Source organism: Microbacterium hominis NBRC 15708, from assembly GCF_001592125.1.
GTDB classification, from domain to species: domain Bacteria; phylum Actinomycetota; class Actinomycetes; order Actinomycetales; family Microbacteriaceae; genus Microbacterium; species Microbacterium hominis.
On the sequence record NZ_BCWI01000019.1, the window covers coordinates 57707 to 75986 of the forward strand.

16 protein-coding genes are annotated in these 18280 nt (G+C 71.1%); 7 read left to right on the forward strand and 9 right to left on the reverse strand.

The window, feature by feature from the left end; all coding sequences use genetic code 11:
• Window positions 1-4: 4 nt before the first annotated feature.
• Both MHO01S_RS13535 and MHO01S_RS13540 read right to left on the reverse strand, forming a co-directional pair.
• Entirely contained in the window at window positions 5-841 is an 837-nt protein-coding gene (locus MHO01S_RS13535) for a class II fructose-bisphosphate aldolase (RefSeq protein ID WP_060960630.1), read from the reverse strand.
• A gap of 184 nt (window positions 842-1025) precedes the next feature.
• Window positions 1026-2024 (reverse strand): LacI family DNA-binding transcriptional regulator, encoded by a 999-nt coding sequence (locus MHO01S_RS13540; protein WP_060960629.1) that lies wholly within the window; start codon window positions 2022-2024, stop codon window positions 1026-1028.
• A 170-nt stretch (window positions 2025-2194) separates the two neighbouring features.
• On the opposite strand from MHO01S_RS13540, the gene MHO01S_RS13545 reads away from it, so the two are divergent.
• Genes MHO01S_RS13545 through MHO01S_RS13560 form a run of 4 tightly spaced genes read left to right on the forward strand, consistent with a single transcriptional unit; the run spans window position 2195 to window position 7737 of the window.
• A complete protein-coding gene (locus tag MHO01S_RS13545) occupies window positions 2195-3484 on the forward strand; it encodes an ABC transporter substrate-binding protein (RefSeq protein ID WP_060960628.1) in 1290 nt (429 codons plus the stop codon).
• Window positions 3485-3512: 28 nt separating this feature from the next.
• Window positions 3513-4514, forward strand: coding sequence for a carbohydrate ABC transporter permease (locus MHO01S_RS13550; protein WP_060960651.1), 1002 nt, complete (start codon window positions 3513-3515; stop codon window positions 4512-4514).
• Entirely contained in the window at window positions 4511-5410 is a 900-nt protein-coding gene (locus tag MHO01S_RS13555; RefSeq protein WP_060960627.1) for a carbohydrate ABC transporter permease, read from the forward strand. The genes MHO01S_RS13550 and MHO01S_RS13555 overlap by 4 nt, the downstream gene beginning before the upstream one ends.
• A gap of 5 nt (window positions 5411-5415) precedes the next feature.
• Window positions 5416-7737, forward strand: coding sequence for a beta-xylosidase/alpha-l-arabinosidase (locus MHO01S_RS13560; RefSeq protein ID WP_061782452.1), 2322 nt, complete (start codon window positions 5416-5418; stop codon window positions 7735-7737).
• 72 nt (window positions 7738-7809) lie between these two features.
• Here MHO01S_RS13560 and MHO01S_RS13565 read toward each other — a convergent pair whose 3' ends face one another.
• The gene (locus MHO01S_RS13565; RefSeq protein WP_061782453.1) at window positions 7810-9324 is read right to left on the reverse strand and encodes an alpha-N-arabinofuranosidase; all 1515 of its coding nucleotides are present in this window, start codon (window positions 9322-9324) and stop codon (window positions 7810-7812) included.
• 63 nt (window positions 9325-9387) lie between these two features.
• Here MHO01S_RS13565 and MHO01S_RS13570 point away from each other — a divergent pair, with 63 nt between their 5' ends.
• Entirely contained in the window at window positions 9388-9993 is a 606-nt protein-coding gene (locus MHO01S_RS13570) for a sugar O-acetyltransferase (RefSeq protein ID WP_060960624.1), read from the forward strand.
• Window positions 9994-10040: 47 nt separating this feature from the next.
• Here MHO01S_RS13570 and MHO01S_RS13575 read toward each other — a convergent pair whose 3' ends face one another.
• From MHO01S_RS13575 to MHO01S_RS13595, 5 genes are all read right to left on the reverse strand, one after another.
• Window positions 10041-10550 (reverse strand): hypothetical protein, encoded by a 510-nt coding sequence (locus MHO01S_RS13575; RefSeq protein ID WP_061782454.1) that lies wholly within the window; start codon window positions 10548-10550, stop codon window positions 10041-10043.
• A complete protein-coding gene (locus tag MHO01S_RS13580) occupies window positions 10547-11242 on the reverse strand; it encodes an SDR family oxidoreductase (RefSeq protein WP_060960622.1) in 696 nt (231 codons plus the stop codon). Before MHO01S_RS13580 ends, MHO01S_RS13575 begins: the two co-directional genes overlap by 4 nt.
• A gap of 45 nt (window positions 11243-11287) precedes the next feature.
• On the reverse strand, window positions 11288-12514 hold the full coding sequence (locus tag MHO01S_RS13585; RefSeq protein WP_060960621.1) for a saccharopine dehydrogenase family protein: 1227 nt from the start codon (window positions 12512-12514) through the stop codon (window positions 11288-11290).
• Between the two features lie 79 nt (window positions 12515-12593).
• On the reverse strand, window positions 12594-14144 hold the full coding sequence (locus MHO01S_RS13590; protein WP_060960620.1) for an APC family permease: 1551 nt from the start codon (window positions 14142-14144) through the stop codon (window positions 12594-12596).
• A gap of 528 nt (window positions 14145-14672) precedes the next feature.
• Window positions 14673-15266, reverse strand: coding sequence for a TetR/AcrR family transcriptional regulator (locus MHO01S_RS13595; RefSeq protein ID WP_060960619.1), 594 nt, complete (start codon window positions 15264-15266; stop codon window positions 14673-14675).
• Between the two features lie 75 nt (window positions 15267-15341).
• Here MHO01S_RS13595 and MHO01S_RS13600 point away from each other — a divergent pair, with 75 nt between their 5' ends.
• Entirely contained in the window at window positions 15342-15728 is a 387-nt protein-coding gene (locus MHO01S_RS13600) for a DUF1304 domain-containing protein (RefSeq protein ID WP_060960618.1), read from the forward strand.
• A gap of 78 nt (window positions 15729-15806) precedes the next feature.
• Complete coding sequence (locus MHO01S_RS13605; RefSeq protein ID WP_060960617.1) at window positions 15807-16817, forward strand: NADP-dependent oxidoreductase; 1011 nt, start codon at window positions 15807-15809, stop codon at window positions 16815-16817.
• A 162-nt stretch (window positions 16818-16979) separates the two neighbouring features.
• Here the strand turns inward: MHO01S_RS13605 and MHO01S_RS13610 are convergent, their stop codons facing one another.
• Window positions 16980-17990, reverse strand: a complete 1011-nt coding sequence (locus MHO01S_RS13610; RefSeq protein WP_060960616.1) for a tocopherol cyclase family protein — start codon at window positions 17988-17990, stop codon at window positions 16980-16982.
• Between the last annotated feature and the right edge of the window lie 290 nt (window positions 17991-18280).

Below are 18280 nucleotides of genomic sequence, written 5' to 3' on the forward strand. Positions count from 1 at the left end.
CGGATCAGACGGAGGGGTTGAGCATGCGGATGCGGCGCTCGACCACATCGCTGATGGCGGCGACGGCGTCGAGCGAGACGCGGATGAGGGAGGTCTCGTTCGCGTTCGCGGCGTAGGCCTCGCCGAAGGACCGGATCATGGCGTTGCGCAGATCGCTGGCCACGTTGACCTTCACGACACCGAACTCCGCGAGGCGTCCGAGCTGCGCGGCGGGCAGACCCGAGCCCCCGTGGACGACGAGCGGCACGGAGCTGGCCGCCCGCACGCGCGCGAGCAGATCGAAGTCGATGCGGGCGTTGGGCGCGTAGCCGTGCACGTTGCCGACCGAGACGGCGAGCATGTCGCAGCCGACCGCGCCCACGAACTCGGCGACCTGCCCCGGGTCGGTGGTGCTGGCGAACTCTGGGGCGACGTCGTCCTCTTTCCCGCCGATGCTGCCGAGCTCGGCCTCGAGCGCGACATCGGGCCCGCACAGGCGGCGTGCTTCGCGCGAGATGGCGACGTTCTGCGCGAAGTCCTCTTCGGACGCGTCGATCATGATCGAGGTGAAGTCGGCCGCGAGCGCCGCCGTCACGGCATCCAGCGACTTTCCGTGGTCCAGATGCAGGGCGACCGGCACGGGGCAGTCGGCGAGGCGTCGGGCGACCATGTCGTAGATGTACTCGTAGCCGGAGAGCGTGACGTTGGTCGGCGCGACCTGGATGAAGGTGGGCACCCCGACGCGCTCCACGGCATCGACGATGCCCATCGTCGTCTCGATGTTGGTGGTGTTGAACGCTCCCGCGACGACGCCGCGGGAGGTGCACTCTCGGACGACGTCGTGACCGCTGACCAGTGCCATCGGCTTCCTTCCATTGACGGGCGACGGAGTCGTCGTCCCGCCGCGCGGGGCCACCACTCCCGGAGCAAGCCACGCTCGCGCCGGTGTCAGCCTAGTGCGTAACGTACATATCGTCCAGTCTGTACGTACAACATCGCGGATGCCGCGGCGCCGCGCACCCGGACGGCGGCGACCGGACCGTGCGTCAGCGCAGCGGAGCGGTCGTCGCCCGCGGGATCAGGCGCGTCGGGAGCACCAGGTGCGTCGCCTCCGGGGTGGCCCCGGCCAGCATGGTGACCAGCATCCGCGCCGCCTCGGCGCCGAGACGCTGGATGGGCTGGCGCACCGTGCTCAGCGGGCGCGCGGTGAGGAATGCCTCGGGGATGTCGTCGAAGCCGATCACCGACAGATCCCCCGGGACGTCGAGCCCGAGCTCCGCCGCGACGTCGATCAGTCCGAGCGCGGTGCGGTCGTTGGCCGCGAACACCGCGGTCGGGCGGTCGGGCTGCTGCAACAGGGCGCGTCCGACGACCCGCACCGTGTCGGGGTCGTACATTCCGACGGCCACGAGGGCGGGATCGAAGCGGATGCCGGACTGACGCAGTGCACGGCGGTAGCCCGCCTCGCGCATCTCCGAGGAGCGCAGTTCGGGGCGGCCCGCGAGGTAGCCGATGCGGCGGTGGCCGAGCTCGATGAGGTGCATCGTCGCCTCGAAGCCGCCGGTGAGGCTGTCGGATTCGACCGAGGGGATGTCCACCCGGCCCGCGTGGGGGTCGACGGCGACGATCGGGACGTCGGCGTTCACACCCACCACGGTCGGGGTGACCATGATCGCCGCGTCGATCAGCGTGCCGCTGAGCCGGCTGAGCGAGCGCCGCTCCCACCCCTGCGGGTCGGCGTCGCGGGCGCCGCTGTAGGCCAGCAGGTCGTAGCGATGCCCGCTCAGCGCGGCGCCGACGCCCTTGAGCACCTCCGCGCTGAACGGCTCGAAGTCCGACACCAGCACGCCCACGACGCCGGTCCGGCGCGAGCGCATGCTGCTGGCGACCAGGCTCGACTCGTACCCGAGCTCGGCCACGGCGTCGAGCACGCGCGACACGGTCTCGCTCGCCACGCCGTATCGACCGTTGACCGCTTTGGAAACCGTGGCCACGGACACACCGGCGGCCGCGGCGACGTCATGGATGGTGGCTCTGCGACTCACGTGGGTGATACTACGGGCGCGGAAACGTTATTGAAAAGGTTTTTGAAAACGTTTGACGTCGTTGACAACAAATGGTCACACTGGTGCTCATTCCGGCCCGAACGCGTTCACCGGAATACTCCGTGCCCCGAATGACCGGGGTGAGGCTCAATGAGGAGGACAGGAATCACATGAAGGCGAACAAGATCCTGACCGGAGCGGCGCTCCTGGTCGCGGGCACGCTCGGTCTGAGCGCCTGCAGCGGCGGGTCGGGCGACACCAACGCCGACGGCAAGGTCGAGATGACGCTGTGGCAGAACTCGACCACGGGCCCCGGCCAGCAGTTCTGGAAGGACGCCATCGCGGCCTTCGAGAAGGCGAACCCGAACGTCACCATCACGATGCAGTCGGTGCAGAACGAGGACATGGACGGCAAGCTGCAGACCGCCCTCAACGCGGGCGACGCTCCCGACATCTTCCTGCAGCGCGGCGGCGGAAAGCTCGCGGCGATGGTGCAGGCGGGCCAGCTCATGGACCTCACCGACAAGATCGGCGACACCGCGAAGTCCGAGATCTCCGAGGGCTCGTTCAAGGCCGAGACCTACCAGGACAAGATCTGGGCGATGCCGCTGGCGGTGCTGCCGAGCGGCTTCTGGTACAGCTCCGACCTCTTCACCAAGGCCGGCATCACGACCGCCCCGACGACGATCAGCGACCTCGAGTCGGCCGTCGACAAGCTCAAGACCGCGGGCGTCGCCCCGATCGCGCTCGGCGCGAAGGACGCCTGGCCCGCCGCGCACTGGTACTACAACTTCGCCCTGCGCGAGTGCAGCCCCCAGACCATCGAGAAGACCGGCGACTCGAAGGACTTCAGCGACGGATGCTGGCTGAAGGCCGCCGAAGACCTCAACGACTTCGCCGCGACGAAGCCGTTCAACGAGGGCTTCCTCACCACCTCCGCCCAGCAGGGCGCCGGCAGCTCCGCCGGTCTCGTCGCCAACCACCAGGCCGCGATGGAGCTCATGGGCGCCTGGGACCCGGGTGTGATCGCCTCGCTCACCCCCGACGAGAAGCCCCTCCCCGACCTGGCGTGGTTCCCCTTCCCGGAGGTCTCCGGCGGTCAGGGTGAGCCGGGATCGATGATGGGTGGCGTCGACGGATACTCGTGCTCGGCCAAGGCGCCCAAGGAGTGCGCGGACTTCCTGAACTTCATCGCGTCGGCCGACCAGCAGGAGGCGTACTACGCGGCCTTCAGCGCCCCGCCGGTCAACAAGACCGCCCAGGCCGCCGTCAAGGAGCCCTACCTCCAGGAGGTGCTCGCCGCCTACAACAAGGCGCCGTTCGTCTCGCAGTGGCTCGACACCGTCCTCGGCCAGAACGTCGGCAACGCGCTGAACGTGGCCGTGGTCGACCTGCTCGCGGGCAAGAGCACCCCGCAGCAGATGATCCAGTCGGTCACCGACGCGGCCAAGAAGGGCTGATCGGATCGTGTCCCTCCGCGAGACCTCCGTGGCCGTCACCGACCCGGAGACGGATCTCGCGCAGCACGGCGGGGGCGGCGTGACGCCGCCCCCGCCCACGCCGCGCCGCCGTCCCCGTGGACTGGGCTGGGCCGGGAGATTCGAGATCGCGCTGCTCGTCGGGCCGGCGCTGATCATGTTCCTCGGCTTCGTGATCTTCCCGGTCGCGATGGCGGCCTACTACGGCTTCTTCCGGTGGCAGGGCTACGGCGCCCCCACCGACTTCGTCGGCCTGCAGAACTATCTGACGATCCTCACCGATCCGACCTTCCTCGAGGCGCTCGGCCACAACGGCTTCATCGTCATCGCCTCCATCGTGCTGCAGGGGCCGGTCGCGGTGCTGCTGGCACTGCTGCTGAACCGCCGGATGCGGGGGCAGTCCCTCATCCGCGTCCTCATCTTCGTGCCGTACGTCATCGCCGAGGTCGTCGTCGGCACGGGCTTCGGGCTCATGCTGCAGACACAGGGAGCGCTGAACGGCCTGCTGGAGAGCTGGGGGCTCGGCGCGCTCGCCCACGACTGGATCTCCGATCCGGCGATCGCCATCTGGACGCTCATGGCCATCCTCACCTGGAAGTACGTCGGCTTCGCCGTCATCCTCTTCCTCGCGGGGCTCCAGGGCATCCCGGAGGAGCTCTACGAGGCCGCCGCCCTCGACGGCGCGGGATACTGGCAGGCCCACTGGCGCATCACGCTGCCGCTGCTGGCGCCCACCCTGCGCATCTGGGCGTTCCTGTCGATCATCGGCGCCCTGCAGCTGTTCGACCTCGTCTACATCATCTGGGGCCAGTACGTCGCCTCGACGGCGGGCACCTCCACGATGGCGACCTACATGGTCGTCAACGGCCGCAACGCCGGCAACTTCGGCTTCGGCAACGCCGTCGCCGTCGTCATCTTCGTCATCTCGCTCGTCGTCGCCCTGATCTACCAGCGCTTCGTGCTGCGCCGCGACACGGCCGGCGCCATCACCGAAGGGAAGAAGACCCGATGAGCGCGCTCACCGTCGACACCGCCACCCTCGCGACCGGCGCCGCCGGCCGCGGGCCCGCACGCCGCCGCGCGAAGGAGCGCCTGCCCTGGGGCAGCCCGCTCGTCTACTTCATCGCGCTCGTCGTCATCGCCCTCATGCTCGCCCCGGTGCTCTACATCGTCATCGGCGGGTTCCGCAGCAATTCGCAGATCACGGTCGATCCCGCCGGCTGGCCCGACCCGTGGAACGTGCAGAACTACCTCACGGTGCTCACGGGTCCGCAGTTCTGGCGTCAGGTGCTCAACTCGCTGATCGCGGCGACGGCCACCACCGCGGGCGTCGTCGCGCTGGGACTCATGGCGAGCTACGTCATCGCGCGCTACCCGTTCCGCGGGCGCGGCGCGCTCTACGCCCTGTTCGCCGCCGGGCTGATGTTCCCGATCACGGTCGCGATCACCCCGCTGTACATCGTGATCCGCGACCTCGGTCTCATGAACTCGCTGGCCGGGATCATCCTGCCCCAGATCGCGTTCGCACTGCCGACGACCATCATCATCCTGGTGCCGTTCCTCCGAGCGATCCCCGACGAGATCCAGGAGGCCGCGTTCATCGACGGGTGCAGCCGCCTGGGCTTCTTCTGGCGCATGGTGCTGCCGCTGTCGGTGCCGGGCGTCATCACCGTCGGCATCCTGGCGTTCATCGGCAGCTGGAACAGCTACCTGCTGCCCCTGTTCATCCTCAACAACGAGGCGAGCTTCACCCTGCCGCTGGGCGTGCAGGCGTTCTCGTCCCAGTACTCGGTCGACACCGCCAAGGTGCTGGCCTTCACCTCTCTGTCGATGCTCCCCGCGCTGCTGTTCTTCAGCCTGTTCGAGCGTCGTATCGTCGGCGGCCTCACGGGCGCCGTGAAGGGCTGATCCGCATGACGATCTCCGACAACTCCCTCGACCGCCGTCTCGTCCAGCCGGTCTCGCCACGGGTGGCCGCCCTCATGGCCGACATGACGCCCGACCAGAAGGTCGCGCAGCTGGTGGGCTTCTGGGTCGACCAGGGCGAGGAGGCGGTGGCACCCCTGGCCGACGAGATGAGGGCCGGCGCGACGACCGCCTCCGACCGGTACGAGCAGGCCTCCGCCCACGGGCTCGGTCACCTCACACGCGTCTACGGCACCCGGCCGGTGGATGCCGCGGAGCGCGCGAGCTGGCTGTGGGAGCAGCAGCAGCGGTTGCGCGCGGCATCGGGCCACGGCATCGGCGCGATCGTGCACGAGGAGTCGCTGACGGGTCTCGCGGCCTGGAAGGCGGCGACCTTCCCGACGCCGCTCGCGTGGGGCGCCGCGTTCGACCCCGAGCTCGTCGAGCGCATGGGGCGCCTCATCGGCGACACGATGCGCGAGCTGGGCGTGCACCAGACCCTCGCACCGGTGCTGGACGTGATCCGCGATCCGCGCTGGGGGCGGGTGGACGAGTGCATCTCGGAAGACCCGTACGTCGTGGGCACGATCGCGACGGCCTACGTCCGCGGCATCCAGGATGCCGGGGTGCACGCGACCCTGAAGCACTTCGTCGGCTACTCCGCGTCGCAGGCGGGTCGCAACCACGCACCCGTGCACGCCGGTCCGCGCGAGCTCGCCGACGTGTTCCTGCCGCCCTTCGAGATGGCGGTGCGCGACGGCGGGGCGCGGTCGGTGATGAACTCGTACACGGACGTGGACGGCATCCCCGTCGCCTCCGATCCGCGACTGCTCACCGATCTGCTCCGCGGCGAGTGGGGCTTCGACGGCGTCGTGGTGTCGGACTACTTCGCGATCGCGTTCCTCCAGACGATGCACGCCGTCGCCGTCGACCGCACCGAGGCGGCGCGCCTGGCCCTGACGGCCGGCATCGACGTGGAGCTGCCCAGCGGCGACGCGTACGCGACCCCGCTGCGGGAGGGCCTGCGCGACGGTCGCATCGACGAGGCGCTCGTCGACCGCGCGCTGGCGCGCGTGCTCGCGCAGAAGGAGGAGCTCGGCCTGCTCGATCCCGACGACAGCGCGCCGCCGACCGCCGTCGACCTCGACTCCCCCGCCCACCGCGCCGTCGCGCGCGAGCTGGCCGAGCGCTCTCTGGTGCTGCTGTCGAACGACGGCACGCTGCCGCTGGCCCGTCCCGGGCGCGTCGCCGTGATCGGGCCGAACGGCCACGACGCGTCGGCGCTCATGGGCTGCTACTCCTTCGCCAACCACGTGCTGGCCCACCACCCGGGCACGCCGTACGGGTTCGCGATCCCGACGGTCGCCGAGGCCCTTCGGGCCGAGCTGCCGGAGGCCGCGATCGTGTCGGTCGCCGGCTGCGACGTCGAGGGCGATGACCGCTCGGGCTTCGCCGCCGCGGTGGATGCCGCAGCATCCGCCGACGTGGCGATCGTCGTGGTCGGCGACCGGGCCGGGCTGTTCGGACGCGGCACGGTCGGCGAGGGCAACGATGCGGAGAGCCTCGAGCTGCCCGGGGTGCAGCGCGAGCTCGCCGAGGCGGTCGCCGCGACGGGCACGCCGGTCGTGCTCGTGGTGGTCACCGGCCGGCCCTACGCTCTGGCCTGGGCGCTGGACGGCGACGCGGGCTCGGCCCCCGCAGCCGTCGTGCAGGCGTTCTTCCCGGGCGAGGAGGGCGGCACGGCGATCGCCCGCGTGCTCACGGGCGCCGTCGCCCCGTCGGGGCGGCTGCCCGTCTCGCTGCCACGGTCGGCGGGCGCGCAGCCGTTCTCGTACCTGCATCCGATCCTCGGCGGCGACAGCGAGGTGACGAGCGCCGACAGCACGCCGGTGCGACCCTTCGGCTTCGGGCTCGGGTACACGACCTTCGCGCGCACGGGCCTGTCGGCACCCGAGGAGGTCGCCGCGGGCGACGAGCTGACGGTGACCGTGACGGTCGCCAACACCGGTGACCGCGCCGGCACCGAGATCGTGCAGCTGTACGCGCACGACGTGCACGCGAGCGTCGTCCGCCCGGTCGCGCAGCTGCTCGGCTACGCGCGGGTGAGCCTGGCACCGGGGGCGTCCGCCACGGTCCGCTTCGACGTGCCGACGGCGCGCCTGGCGTTCACGGGACGGGACGGCATCCGGATCGTGGAGCCGGGCCGCGTCGACCTGTGGGTCGGCGCGTCGGTCGCCGACCGCGAGACGGCCGCGACGGTCACCCTCACGGGCGACGTGCACCGGGTCACCGCCGCGGACGCGCGCACCGTGGCCACCCACGTCGAGTAGCGGTCTCTCGTCTCTTCCGCCGCTCGATCGGACGGCCCGCCCCTCCCGGGGCGGGCCGTCCTCACGCGTCGATCAGGCGAGGGCGAGCTCGACGGTCGCGAAGGCGTGCGGGGGCAGCTGCAGGCGCAGGACGCCGTCGTCGATCGACGCGTCCAGCGGCACCGGGCGGACGACGTCGGGGCTCTCCGGCGTGTTGTGGGCCGCGGCGTCCGCGCCGGTGAGCACCCGGGCGCGGGTGAGCGTCGCGGCGCGGCCACGCAGGTCGATCTCGACCGCGAGCGGGCCGTCGACGCCGACGTGCGTGAGCGACAGGAGCGCCGCGCCGTCCTTCGTGGATGCCGACAGCGACAGCGCCGGCAGCTCCGCGCCGTCGACGCCGACGGAGGGAACCGACACGACGTGCGCGGGCACGGACTGCGCGTCGTGGTGGCCGACGTTCATCTCGTACACGTGGTAGGTCGGTGTCAGCACGAGCCCGCCGTCGTCGTCGGTGATGATCATCGCCTGCAGCACGTTGAGGGTCTGGGCGATGTTCGCCATGCGCAGGCGCGCCGCGTGGCGGTGGAACACGTCGAAGTGGATGCCGGCGACCAGCGCGTCGCGCACCGTGTTCTGCTGAAAGAGGAAGCCGGGGTTGGTGCCGGGCTCCACGCTCCACCAGGTGCCCCACTCGTCGCACACGAGGTCGATCGACCGCTCGGGGTCGTAGGCGTCCATGACCGCCTCGTGGGCGCGGATCACGCGCTCGATCTCGTAGGCCTTGCCGATCGTGCGCACGTACTCGTCGCGGGAGAACGTCGTGGCCGACTCCTTCTGGATGCCGGTGCCGGCGTGCGTGTAGTAGTGGAACGAGATCGCCTGGAACGGGGACGGCTGCGGGTCGGGCGCGTTCGACGACGTCGCCGAGGCCATGAGCGCGTGCGTCCAGCGCACGTCGTCGTCGGCCGCGCCCGCGGCGATGCGGTACAGCCGGTTGCCGTCGTGCTCGCGGCAGAAGGTCGCGTACCGGCGGGCGAGCGAGGTGTAGTACTCCGGCGTCATGTGGCCGCCGCATCCCCAGGCCTCGTTGCCGAGGCCCCAGAACGGCACCCGCCAGGGCTCGTCGCGACCGTTCTCGCGGCGCAGACGCGCCATCGGGCTGTCGCCGGAGCGGGTGAGGTACTCGACCCACTCGCTCATCTCCTGCACCGTGCCGCTGCCGACGTTGCCGTTGACGTAGGGCTCGGCCCCGAGCAGGTCGCAGAGGTCCATGAACTCGTGCGTGCCGAACGCGTTGTCCTCGACGACGTCGCCCCAGTTCGTGTTGACCATCGTCGGGCGCTCATCGCGGGGCCCGATGCCGTCGCGCCAGTGGTACTCGTCGGCGAAGCATCCGCCCGGCCACCGGAGGTTGGGCACGTGCAGGCGGCGCAGGGCCTCCACGACGTCGAGGCGGATGCCGCGCTCGTTCGGGATCGGCGACTCCTCCCCCACCCAGAAGCCGCCGTAGATGCACCGGCCGAGATGTTCGGCGAAGTGCCCGTAGAGGTGGCGGCTGATCTGCGGACCGGTGACGTCGAGGTCGACGGCGGCGCGGGCGATGGTCATGACGGCTCCCGTTGTTCTGCGGCGACATCGCCGTACGGCCATCCTCCCACTAATATGTTCCGTATGACAACAAATATGGATCTCGCCGCGCTGATCGCAGACGATGCGGACGTGCGCGCGCTCTTCGCCGGCGACGGGATCCGTTACCGCGCCTCGGCATCCCTGCCCGATCTCACCTGGCACGCCCAGTCGACGTGCGCCCGGATCAACCGGATCTTCTTCGACGACCCCGCCGAGGCCCAGCGCCTGTTCCACGAGCTCGTGCCGGGCGCGGGATCCGGCATCGACTTCCGTCCGCCGCTCAACCTCGACTACGGCATCGGTCTCACGATCGGCGACCGCACCTTCCTCAACAAGGACTTCCTCGTGGTCGGCGGCGGCTACGTCACGATCGGCGCCGACTGCCTCATCGGGCCCCGCTGCAGCATCTACACGCCTAACCACGCCGAGGATCCGACCCTCCGCCGGGAGGGATGGGAGCGCGCGTCCGCCGTCACGATCGGCGACAACGTCTGGCTCGGCGGCTCGGTCACGATCCTGCCGGGCGTGACGATCGGCAGCGACAGCATCATCGGAGCCGGATCGGTGGTCACGCGCGACATCCCCGCCGGGGTCGTCGCGGTGGGCAACCCGTGCCGCGTCGTGCGGCCGATCCGCGCCGACGTCTGAGGCGCGGCACCCGCGCGCCGGAGGGCGCGGCATCCGCGGGGCGAGGGTCAGCGCAGCGAGAGCTGATCGTCCAGGTAGTCCGCCAGGGGCCGGCGCGCGCCGGCCGGCGTCCACGTCACGAGCGGGATGCCGTCGACCAGCGCCAGCGGACCCGACGCCTCACCGCGGCGCACCGCGTCGAGGTCGATCGCCGTCGCACCGAGGTGCAGCACCTCGCCGTCGGCGAACCCGCCACGCGCCGCGGCGGCGGCACGCTCGGAGCGGGCGCGCTGCGCCTCGGCGGTGTAGCCGCGGATCGCCTCGGTGCGGGCGCGCAGCACCTCGCCGGTCGCGAAGAGGTCGGCATCCCCGATCAGCAGGACGCCGACGTGCCACGCCTCACCCACCGGCACGATGCGCGGCGCGCGGCCGAACCCGAGCAGGCGACGGGCGTGCGCCCAGTCGCCGAGCCGCTCCTTCGGCGTGCCCACGAGCCGGCGGCGGGCGTCGTCGAGGATCGCATCGAGCAGTCCCGGCCCGACGGGGACGTCGGCGCCGGACGCGGACGGGACGGTCATCGGGGGCCGGGCCGCACCGTCAGGTCGCTGATGACAGCGTCGCGCGGCAGATCGAGCGCCGTGAGCGCGGCCGTCGCGACCGAGGCCGGGTCGATCCACCGATCGGGGTCGTAGGCGGCGCCCTCCTGCGCATGCACCTCCGCCTGCATGGGCGTCGCGGTGCGCCCGGGGTACACCGTCGTGACGCGCACGCCGTGCTCGGCCTCCTCGCCGCGCAGGGCGTCGGCGAGTGCCTTGAGCCCGTGCTTGGACGCCGCGTACGCCGCCCAGTTCGGATGCGCCGTGAGGCCCGCCCCCGAGTTGACGAACAGCACCTGGCCGCGTGCCGCACGCACCCGCGGCAGCAGCACGCGGGTGAGCTCCGCGGGGGCCACGAGGTTGACGGCCAGCTGGCTCGTCCACGCCGACACCGGCAGGTCGCCGACCCGCCCGAGCTCCACGATGCCCGCCGCATGGATCACCGCGTCGATGCGGTCGGGGACCGCCGCGGCATCCCGCACCGCGTCGGCGATCGTCTCGGGGTGCGCGAGGTCGGCGACGATCGGGATGCTGCCGGGGAACGCGCGGACGAGGTCGTCCGCCCGCGCGCGGTCGCGCACGACCAGCACGAGCCGGTCGCCGCGCGCCGCGAGCCGCTCTGCGATGAGGGTGCCGATGCCGGAGCCCGCTCCGGTGATCACGTGGGTGGCCATCTGTCCATCCTTCCACCGCGGACGTCGCCCGCGCCCGCCGGCGGCTCAGACGGGCTTGTCCTCCATGCCCCACGGAGAGCCGTAGCCGCCGGGCGCCGGCGCCGCGAGCAGATCGAGGAAGGGCTTCGCGTCGAAGGCCTCGGGGCCGAGCACGCCGGTGCCGGTCCAGACGCCGGTCGCGAGCAGCTCGAGGGCGATGACCGGGTTGATGGCCGTCTGCCAGACGACCGCCTGGGAGCCGTACTCGCGCATCGTCTGCTCGTTGTCGGCCACGTGGTAGAGGTAGGTCGAGCGGGGACGGCCGTCGACGCCGGTGCCGGTCACCCAGACGCCCGCGCAGGTCTTGCCGCTCATCTTGTCGCCGATGGTCGCCGGATCGGGCAGGCACGCGGCGACGACATCCCGCGGCGACACCTCGACGCCCTTGACGTTCACCTTCTCGGTGCTGTCCAGACCGAGCTTGTGCAGCGTCTTCAGCACGCCGATGAATTCGTCGCCCAGCCCGTACTTGAAGGTCACGCGCTTGGCCTTGGTCCACCGCGGCATGAGGAGCACCTCCTCGTGCTCGACGTTGACGCACTCGACCGGGCCGATGCCGTCGGGGAAGTCGAACACCTCGGGCTCGCTGAACGGCGCCGTCGTGTACCAGCCGCGGTCCTCCTCGTAGATGACCGGCGGGTTGAGGCACTCCTCGATCGTCGTCCAGATCGAGAACGAGGGCGCGAAGTCGTATCCGGCGACGACGAGGTTCGCTCCGTCGCGCACGCCCAGCTCGTCGATCTCGCTGAACAGGTGATCCTCGGCGTAGCGGGCGAACACGTCCGACAGCCCCGGCTCGACGCCGATGCCGACGAGCGCGAGCCGACCGGCATCCTTCCACTGGTCGTCCTTGGCGAACTGCTCGTCGCCGAGCTTCACCCCCGGCAGCGCGTGCGGCTGCTCGGGGTGCGGCGTCGAGAGGCTCATCGCCATGTCGAGGTAGGTCGCGCCGGCGGCGAGCGCGCCGTCGAAGATCGGCATGACGAAGCGGGGGTCCACGGCGTTGGGCACGTGGGTGATGCCGTGCGCCTCGATGAGCCCGGCCACCGCATCGGCACGGGAGGCGTCGACCTGGGCCGCCTCCACCCGCGGGTCGGCGACCTCGGCGACGAGCGCCTGCGGGCGCGCCGGGTCGTAGTCGGCGATGACGAGCTTCTCGAAGAAGTCGCGACGCACGGCGATGCGGACGGCGGCCGAGCCGACGCCGCCGGCGCCGACGATGAGGATGCGCATGGTGTTCCTTAGTCGTGGTGATGAGGGTGCGGATGCCGGGTCGGCGCGGGCCGCCTGGGCCCGGCCGGGAGCCGGGAGGTCAGATGCCGCCGTCGATGGAGCGGACGATGTCGCCCGGCTCGTCGGGCACGAGGACGGGGGTCTCGCGGTTGAGGGCCCGCCCCTGGAAGAACGGCTTCGAGCGCGGGAAGACGAACCAGACGAACATGAGCACGACGCCGACGAGCAGGGCTCCGATGCCGACCACGAACGTCCCGCCGATGCCCAGCAGCACCGAGTTGCCGTAGTCCACGTCGTACATGTCGATCGCCGACTGCACGAACGCGAACGTCAGCATGAGGGCGCCCAGCAGCGGGAAGATGCCCTTGAGCCACAGGTCGCGCGCGGAGCGGCCGAGGTCGCGTCGGTAGTACCAGACGCAGGCGAAGCCGGTGATGGCGTAGTAGAACGCGATCGCGAGCCCGAGCGACAGGATCGAGTCCTGCAGGATGTTGTCGCTGATCAGCGTCATGCCGACGTAGTAGCAGATGGCGACCGTGCCGCCCACGATCGTGGAGAACGAGGGCGTCTTGTAGACGGGATGCACGGTCTTGAAGCGCGCGGGGAGCGCGCGGTAGACGCCCATCGCGAGCGTGCCGCGGGCGGTGGGCAGGATGGTCGTCTGCGTCGAGGACACCGCCGAGATCAGCACCGCGACCACCAGCAGCCAGCCCCACGGGCCGAGCAGTCCGTCCTTGATCGCGAGGAAGAAGTCGTCCGCGTTGTCGGCGTTGCCCAGCCCGGTGCCGTCCTCGCCGAGCCCGGCGTACATCATCGCGGCGATCGTCACCGAGACGTAGGTGAACAGCAGGATGATCGTGGTGAGCAGCGCCGCACGACCCGGGATGCGCTTGGGGTCCTTGGTCTCCTCGTTGAGGGCGAGGCAGGTGTCCCAGCCCCAGTAGATGAAGAGGGCGAGCAGCACCGCCTCGGTGAAGCCGTGGAAGTCGGTGAAGGCGAAGGGGTTCAGCCAGTTCCAGTCGAACGGCGTGGGGTTCGGTGCCGACCCGGCGAAGAACTGCCAGAGCGAAGCGACGACGAAGATCGCCAGCGCGAGGTACTGCACGGCGAGCAGCACGTTCTGGATCCGTTCGCCGATCTCCACGCCGCGCCAGCTCACCCACGTCATCGCCGCGATGAACAGGACGGCGACCAGCACGATGCGCCAGTCGTTGTTCTCGAGTTCCAGACCGAACAGGTCCCAGAAGTAGACGGAGGCGATCTGCGCGAGGTTCGCGAGCACGACCATGCCGGCCACCGCGACGCCCCAGCCGCCCATCCATCCCACCCACGGACCGAACGCCTTCGTCCCCCAGGTGAAGGTGGTGCCGCAGTCCGGGATCTCGTTGTTGAGCTCGCGATAGGCGAACGCGATGAACAGCATCGGCACGAAGGCGATGATGAACGCGATCGGCGCCTGGCCCCCGACGGCGAGCACGACGAAGCCCAGGGTCGCGACGAGGGAGTAGACGGGGGCGGTGGATGCCAGACCGATGACGGTCGACCCCCACAGCCCCAGCGTGCCGGCGGCGAGGCCTTTGCCTTCGCCGCGTTCCAGGTGGATCGGTGTGGTGCTGCCGAAGTCGCTCATCGCTCTTCTCCGCCCTCGCGTGATCATGCGTGCGCCGACGTCCCCAGTGACGCGGTGAGGGAAGACTAGAACGAGAGCGCACGCCAGCGCGGTCGACACGAGGGCGAATCTGCGCCGATCATGCGGCCCCCGCGTACATTCCGGGGGTGGGGCCGGGCGCGCGGGGCGGGCGCGGGGCGGGGGCGCGCGTCCCGGCATCCCCCAAACCCAACGGCAAGGCCTCCCGGGCGACACGCCGCACCGGATGCCGACCCCGCGGCGCGCCGCGTCTGCGCCCTTGCAGTTAGGCCCCGCCGTCCACGCCGGGGCACCCGCGCATGCAGCGGGCACCGCTTTCGCCTGCGCCACCGTGTGGACCCGAGTCCCGGCATCCCCCAAACCCAACTGCAAGGCCTCCCGGGCGACACGCCGCACCGGATGCCGCGGCCACGGCGCGCCGCGCCCGAACCCTTGCAGTTCGGCCACCCGCAGCCACCCGCGGCCACCCGCGGCCACCCACAGCACCCCGAAGGCGCACCACTCCGGCGGTCAGGCGGTGGCACCCTCGGCGTCCACCAGAGCGGCCGCCGTCTCGAGACCGCGGATCGCCTCCCGGGGCGATGTGCGCACGAGCGCGAATGCGGCGACGACGAGACCCGTCACGGCGTCGGCGAGGCGCGTGCGTCCGACAGCGGATGCCGCGGGCACCGCGGCGTCCACTCCGCGGGAGATCGCCGCGTGCAGCTCGGCGCGGTAGTCCTCGATGACGCGGGCCACCTCGGCGTCGCGCGACACCGGGGCGCCGGCGGCGTTGATGAGGAGGCAGCCGTGGGTGGCGGGCATGGACCCGACCCGGCCGAAGGCGGCGGTGAGTCCCCGCAGATAGTCGGCGAGCGCCCGCTCCTCGACGGCAGCGGCCTGGAGGGGAGCCAGGCGCGGACGGACGATCTCGTCCAGATAGCTCTGCACGGCTTCGTCGAACAGTCCCCGTTTGGAGCCGAAGGCGTTGTAGATGCTGGAACGGTTCAGCCCCGTGGCGGCCTCGAGCCCCGCGATGGACGCGTCCTCGTATCCGTGCTCCCAGAAGAGCTGCCGTGCGGCGCGCACGACCGCCGCACGATCGAACTCACGACTCCTGGCCACGGCATCCGCCCACTTTCCGAAACGACCGTTTCAGTATATATTGAACCAGTCAGTTCAGAAACAGGAGGATCCCCCATGGTCATCGTCGGTCTCGTGCTCGCCTCCCTCGCGGCACTCCTGCACGTCTTCATCTTCTGGCTCGAGTCGATCGCGTGGACCACCCCCCGGGCGCGGGCGACGTTCGGCACGAGCGAGACGGAAGCCCAGGCCACGCGAGAGATGGCGTTCAACCAGGGGTTCTACAACCTGTTCCTCGCGATCCTCGTCGCCGTCGGCGTCATCCTCTTCGCCACGGGCGCCACCGCCCCCGGAGCGGCTCTCGTCTTCGCCGGCGCCGGCTCGATGGCCGCCGCGGCGCTCGTCCTGCTGCTGTCGAGCCCCGACAAGGCGTCCGCCGCGCTGAAGCAGGGTGTCCTCCCCGCGCTCGGCGTGATCGCGCTCGCCATCGGCCTTCTGATCTGACGCCACCCGCGTCCCCCTCCCGCCCCACCCACCGGGCTCCGACCCGCACAGCCCGACCCCATCCCACAAGGAGAACGAATGACAGACGCCACCAGCACCCAGATCCAGCTCGCCGCCCGCCCCGTGGGGTGGCCGACGCACGACGACTTCCACGTCGCGCAGGTCACCTACGGCGCCCCGCAGCCGGGCGAGGTGCGCGTGCGCAACGAGTTCGTGTCCGTCGACCCCTATATGCGGGGACGCATGAACGACACCCGCAGCTACGTCGCGCCGTACGCCCTCGGCGAGACCATCACCGGCGGCGCCGTCGGACGCGTCGTGGCCTCGGCATCCGACGACCTTCCGGTGGGCACCGTCGTGCTGCACCAGCACGGATGGGCGGACATCGTCCAGGCGGATGCCGCGACCTTCCGCGCCATCCCCGAGATCCCCGGCGTGCCGCTGTCGCTCAACCTGCACATCCTCGGCATGACCGGCCTCACCGCCTACGTCGGCCTCACGGCGATCGCGCACTTGAAGCCCGGCGACACCGTCTTCGTCTCGGGCGCCGCCGGCGCGGTGGGCACCGCCGTGGGCCAGATCGCCAAGCGCCTCGGCGCCGGCCGGGTCATCGGCTCGGCCGGGACGGCGGAGAAGGTCGCCCTCCTCACCGAGAAGTACGGCTACGACGCCGCTTTCGACTACAAGTCCGGCGACGTGCGCACGCTGCTCGCCGAGGCCGCCCCCGAGGGCATCGACGTGTTCTTCGACAACGTCGGCGGCGACCACCTCGAAGCCGCCCTCGACGTCTTCAACGACGGCGGTCGCGCGGCCCTCTGCGGCGCGATCACCGGCTACAACACGACCGAGCGCACGCCGGGCCCCGACAACATGTCGAACATGATCACGCGCGCCCTCACCATGCAGGGCTTCACCCTCGCGGCGTACCTGCACCTCGCGCCCGAGTTCCAGCAGCACATGTCGGGCTGGTTCGCCGACGGCGGCATCGTCTACGACGAGACGATCGTCGACGGCATCGAGAACACCGTCGACGCCTTCCTGTCGATGATGCGCGGCGCCAACACCGGGAAGATGCTCGTCCGCATCTGAGCCGCGCCGCACCCGACCCGCGGAGGCGCGCCGCATCGGGGTCGCGTCCGCCCTGTGACACCCGTCACGGCGGATCGCGGCCCCGATTCGCGTCGTGGGCACCCCCGCGCGGCGCGTGCCGACCCGCTCGCGGGGCGGCCGGCCGAGCGCTCCCCGCGGGAGTCAACGCAGGGCGAGCAGTCGGGCGGTGTCGCCGAAGACCTCGAGCCCGGCGCACGCACCGACGCCCTCCAGCAGCACCCGCCCCGCGGCATCCGTGTGCCGGATCATCACCCGGGCGTCGAGCGTCTCCTCCACCCGCTGGTGCATCGCGGTGCGCAGCGGCGCGTGCAGGAGACCGCCGCGCACGCGCTCGGCCTCGAGCTCGAGATGCCCGTCGGGTCCGCTCATGCTCCAGCGCACCCGATCGTCGTCGATCTGCAGGCTGCGCTCGCGGGAGCGGTTGTAGGTGGTCCAGCGGTGCAGTCGGCCGCTGTGACGAAGACCCACGATCGACCCGCGGAACGATCCGCGCAGCCACGGGATGATCGCCACGGATGCCACGAGTGAGGCATCCGTCGGCGCGTCGTCGACCGTGTCGATGTGGTTCGACGCCAGCCAGACGTAGCCGGCGGGAAATGCCTGACCCCAGTCCTTCTCGATGTAGCCGCGGCCGCCGTCGAACGCGACCTCCGCGCCCTCGACCTCCAGCGTGCCGGCGAGTCCGTGCCCGAAGGAGACGACGCCGTGGAAGCACTCCATGAACGGCACGAGCCCGTACCAGCCCATGATCCCGGGTTCGCGGGCGGTGACCGGCCACGGTTCGAGGGCCGTCGTGTACGAGATCCGCCCGCGAAGCTGCGGCAGATCGAGCACCGCACCTTGGGCGTCGAACACGTTCGCCCCGACGCGCACTTCGAACCGTCGATCGGATGCCGAGAAATCCGCCGGATCGTAATGGTGGTACCACGACCTCCCCGAGACCCCGTCGAGCACCTGGACGAACGCCTCGTCCACCGGCATCCCGCCGCGCCCGTCGCCCCGGAAGACCCCCGGGATCACCGCCCAGCGCTGCGCCCGGTCGGCCGTGACGAGCTTGACGTACCAGCCCTCGAAGAAGGGCCGCCCGGCTCCGCGGCCGTGGAAGGCCTCGGGATGCCGCGCCCCCCGCAGATACGCCATCGGAGTCCGCATGCGGCTCACCCTACGCCCGGCCCGGGACGTTTCGACTCGCTGCGCTCGCTCAACGACCGGGCGTGAAGGCGGCGCGGGCGACCGGGCCCAGCGCGACCGAACTGCAAGGGATCCGACGCGACACGCCGTGACCACGGCATCCGCGCCGGCGCGTCGCCCGACAGGCCTTGCAGTTGCGTCAGGGGGATGCCGCGGGACGGAGCGATTCGACTCGCTGCGCTCGCTCAACGACCGGGCGGTGGGGGCGGCGCGGGCGACCGGGCCCAGCACGGCCGGACTGCAAGGGGCCC

Bases quoted from the DNA above. Each gene is read 5' to 3' on its own strand.
- MHO01S_RS13580 (WP_060960622.1), bottom strand. From the start codon at position 11,242: ATGGCCACCCACGTGATCACCGGAGCGGGCTCCGGCATCGGCACCCTC.
- MHO01S_RS13575 (WP_061782454.1), bottom strand. From the start codon at position 10,550: ATGACCGTCCCGTCCGCGTCCGGCGCCGACGTCCCCGTCGGGCCGGGA.
- MHO01S_RS13560 (WP_061782452.1), top strand. From the start codon at position 5,416: ATGACGATCTCCGACAACTCCCTCGACCGCCGTCTCGTCCAGCCGGTC.
- MHO01S_RS13555 (WP_060960627.1), top strand. From the start codon at position 4,511: ATGAGCGCGCTCACCGTCGACACCGCCACCCTCGCGACCGGCGCCGCC.
- MHO01S_RS13605 (WP_060960617.1), top strand. From the start codon at position 15,807: ATGACAGACGCCACCAGCACCCAGATCCAGCTCGCCGCCCGCCCCGTG.
- MHO01S_RS13600 (WP_060960618.1), top strand. From the start codon at position 15,342: ATGGTCATCGTCGGTCTCGTGCTCGCCTCCCTCGCGGCACTCCTGCAC.
- MHO01S_RS13565 (WP_061782453.1), bottom strand. From the start codon at position 9,324: ATGACCATCGCCCGCGCCGCCGTCGACCTCGACGTCACCGGTCCGCAG.
- MHO01S_RS13590 (WP_060960620.1), bottom strand. From the start codon at position 14,144: ATGAGCGACTTCGGCAGCACCACACCGATCCACCTGGAACGCGGCGAA.
- MHO01S_RS13535 (WP_060960630.1), bottom strand. From the start codon at position 841: ATGGCACTGGTCAGCGGTCACGACGTCGTCCGAGAGTGCACCTCCCGC.
- MHO01S_RS13610 (WP_060960616.1), bottom strand. From the start codon at position 17,990: ATGCGGACTCCGATGGCGTATCTGCGGGGGGCGCGGCATCCCGAGGCC.
- MHO01S_RS13585 (WP_060960621.1), bottom strand. From the start codon at position 12,514: ATGCGCATCCTCATCGTCGGCGCCGGCGGCGTCGGCTCGGCCGCCGTC.
- MHO01S_RS13570 (WP_060960624.1), top strand. From the start codon at position 9,388: ATGACAACAAATATGGATCTCGCCGCGCTGATCGCAGACGATGCGGAC.
- MHO01S_RS13545 (WP_060960628.1), top strand. From the start codon at position 2,195: ATGAAGGCGAACAAGATCCTGACCGGAGCGGCGCTCCTGGTCGCGGGC.